The organism is Acinetobacter sp. YH01021 (genome assembly GCF_013420255.1).
Lineage (GTDB): Bacteria > Pseudomonadota > Gammaproteobacteria > Pseudomonadales > Moraxellaceae > Acinetobacter.
The window spans coordinates 1-2,868 of sequence record NZ_VOYO01000061.1 but is presented as its reverse complement, the minus strand read 5'-3'; the positions used below and the strand labels follow the sequence as shown (position 1 = coordinate 2,868).

1 rRNA gene is annotated in these 2,868 nt (G+C 50.7%); it reads right to left on the bottom strand.

The window, feature by feature from the left end:
- Positions 1 to 23: 23 nt before the first annotated feature.
- Positions 24 to 2,868 (bottom strand): 23S ribosomal RNA (locus tag FTT86_RS15745); the annotation flags it as partial.

Below are 2,868 nucleotides of genomic sequence, written 5' to 3'. Positions count from 1 at the left end.
TACAACAACTGTTTGGGTGTTGTATAGTCAAGCCTCACGAGCAATTAGTATTGGTCAGCTTCACATATCACTATGCTTCCACATCCAACCTATCAACGTCGTAGTCTTCAACGGCTCTTTAGGAGACATAAAGTCTCGGGGAAATCTTATCTTGAGGTAGGCTTCCCGCTTAGATGCTTTCAGCGGTTATCCCTTCCGAACATAGCTACCCGGCGATGCCACTGGCGTGACAACCGGTACACCAGAGGTTCGTCCACTCTGGTCCTCTCGTACTAGGAGCAGATCCTCTCAAATTTCCAACGCCCACGGTAGATAGGGACCGAACTGTCTCACGACGTTCTAAACCCAGCTCGCGTACCTCTTTAAATGGCGAACAGCCATACCCTTGGGACCTGCTTCAGCCCCAGGATGAGATGAGCCGACATCGAGGTGCCAAACACCGCCGTCGATATGAACTCTTGGGCGGTATCAGCCTGTTATCCCCAGAGTACCTTTTATCCGTTGAGCGATGGCCCTTCCATACAGAACCACCGGATCACTAAGACCTACTTTCGTACCTGCTCGACTTGTGGGTCTCGCAGTTAAGCGCGCTTTTGCCTTTATACTCTACGCGTGATTTCCGACCACGCTGAGCGCACCTTCGTACTCCTCCGTTACTCTTTAGGAGGAGACCGCCCCAGTCAAACTACCCACCAGACATGGTCCTCGTCCCGGATAACGGGACAGAGTTAGAACCTCAATATTACCAGGGTGGTATTTCAAGGACGGCTCCATCGCAACTAGCGTCGCGACTTCAAAGCCTCCCACCTATCCTACACAAGTAAGATCAAAGTTCAATGTCAAGCTGCAGTAAAGGTTCACGGGGTCTTTCCGTCTAGCCGCGGGTACACCGCATCTTCACGGCGAATTCGATTTCACTGAGTCTCTGCTGGAGACAGCGCCCCCATCATTATGCCATTCGTGCAGGTCGGAACTTACCCGACAAGGAATTTCGCTACCTTAGGACCGTTATAGTTACGGCCGCCGTTTACTGGGGCTTCGATCAAGAGCTTCGCTTACGCTAACCCCATCAATTAACCTTCCAGCACCGGGCAGGCATCACACCCTATACGTCCACTTTCGTGTTTGCAGAGTGCTATGTTTTTAATAAACAGTTGCAGGGGCCTGGTTTCTGAGGCTGTCGGCCGCTCAAGGAGCAAGTCCTATCACAGACAACAGCGTACCTTCTCCCGAAGTTACGGTACCATTTTGCCTAGTTCCTTCAGCAGAGTTCTCTCAAGCGCTTTGGTCTACTCGACCTGACCACCTGTGTCGGTTTCGGGTACGATTCCTGTGTAACTGAAGCTTAGAGACTTTTCCTGGAAGCATGGTATCAGCCACTTCACTGTACAAGTACAGCTTGCTATCAGTTCTCAGCATAGAGTACCCCGGATTTGCCTAAGATACATGCCTACAACCTTCCACCTGGACAACCAACGCCAGGCTGACTTAACCTTCTCCGTCCTCTCATCGCATTACACAGAAGTATTGGAATATTAACCAATTTCCCATCGACTACGCCTCTCGGCCTCGCCTTAGGGGTCGACTCACCCAGCCCCGATTAACGTTGGACTGGAACCCTTGGTCTTTCAGCGTGCGAGTTTTTCACTCGCATTGTCGTTACTCACGTCAGCATTCGCACTTCTGATACCTCCAGCAGACTTCTCAATCCACCTTCATCGGCTTACAGAACGCTCCCCTACCACGCATAATAAATTATGCATCCGCAGCTTCGGCATATAGTTTTAGCCCCGTTACATCTTCCGCGCAGGCCGACTCGACTAGTGAGCTATTACGCTTTCTTTAAAGGGTGGCTGCTTCTAAGCCAACCTCCTAGCTGTCTATGCCTTCCCACATCGTTTCCCACTTAACTATAATTTTGGGGCCTTAGCTGGCGGTCTGGATTGTTTTCCTCTTGACTACGGACGTTAGCACCCGCAGTCTGTCTCCCGGATAGTACTCATTGGTATTCGGAGTTTGCATCGGTTTGGTAAGTCGGGATGACCCCCTAGCCGAAACAGTGCTCTACCCCCAATGGTATTCGTCCGAGGCGCTACCTAAATAGCTTTCGGGGAGAACCAGCTATCACCAAGTTTGATTAGCCTTTCACCCCTATCCACAAGTCATCCCCTGGCTTTTCAACGACAGTGGGTTCGGTCCTCCAGTTAGTGTTACCCAACCTTCAACCTGCTCATGGATAGATCACCTGGTTTCGGGTCTATACCCAGCAACTAAACGCCCTATTAAGACTCGGTTTCCCTACGGCTCCCCTATGCGGTTAACCTCGCTACTGAATATAAGTCGCTGACCCATTATACAAAAGGTACGCAGTCACCGGACTAAGCCGGCTCCCACTGCTTGTATGCATGCGGTTTCAGGATCTATTTCACTCCCCTCACAGGGGTTCTTTTCGCCTTTCCCTCACGGTACTGGTTCACTATCGGTCAGTCAGGAGTATTTAGCCTTGGAGGATGGTCCCCCCATATTCAGACAAGGTTTCACGTGCCTCGCCCTACTCGACATCATCATATAAGCCCTTTCGTGTACAGGACTATCACCGTCTACGGTCGCACTTCCCAGAGCGTTCCACTAGAACTTATATGACTTAATGGGCTCTTCCCCTTTCGCTCGCCGCTACTGAGGGAATCTCAATTGATTTCTTTTCCTAAGGGTACTGAGATGTTTCACTTCCCCTCGTTCGCCTTGCAACACTATGTATTCATGTTGCAATACCTACCTTATGGTAAGTGGGTTTCCCCATTCAGACATCTCCGGATCACAGGATATTTGCCGCCTCCCCGGAGCTTTTCGCAGGCTATCACGTCTTTC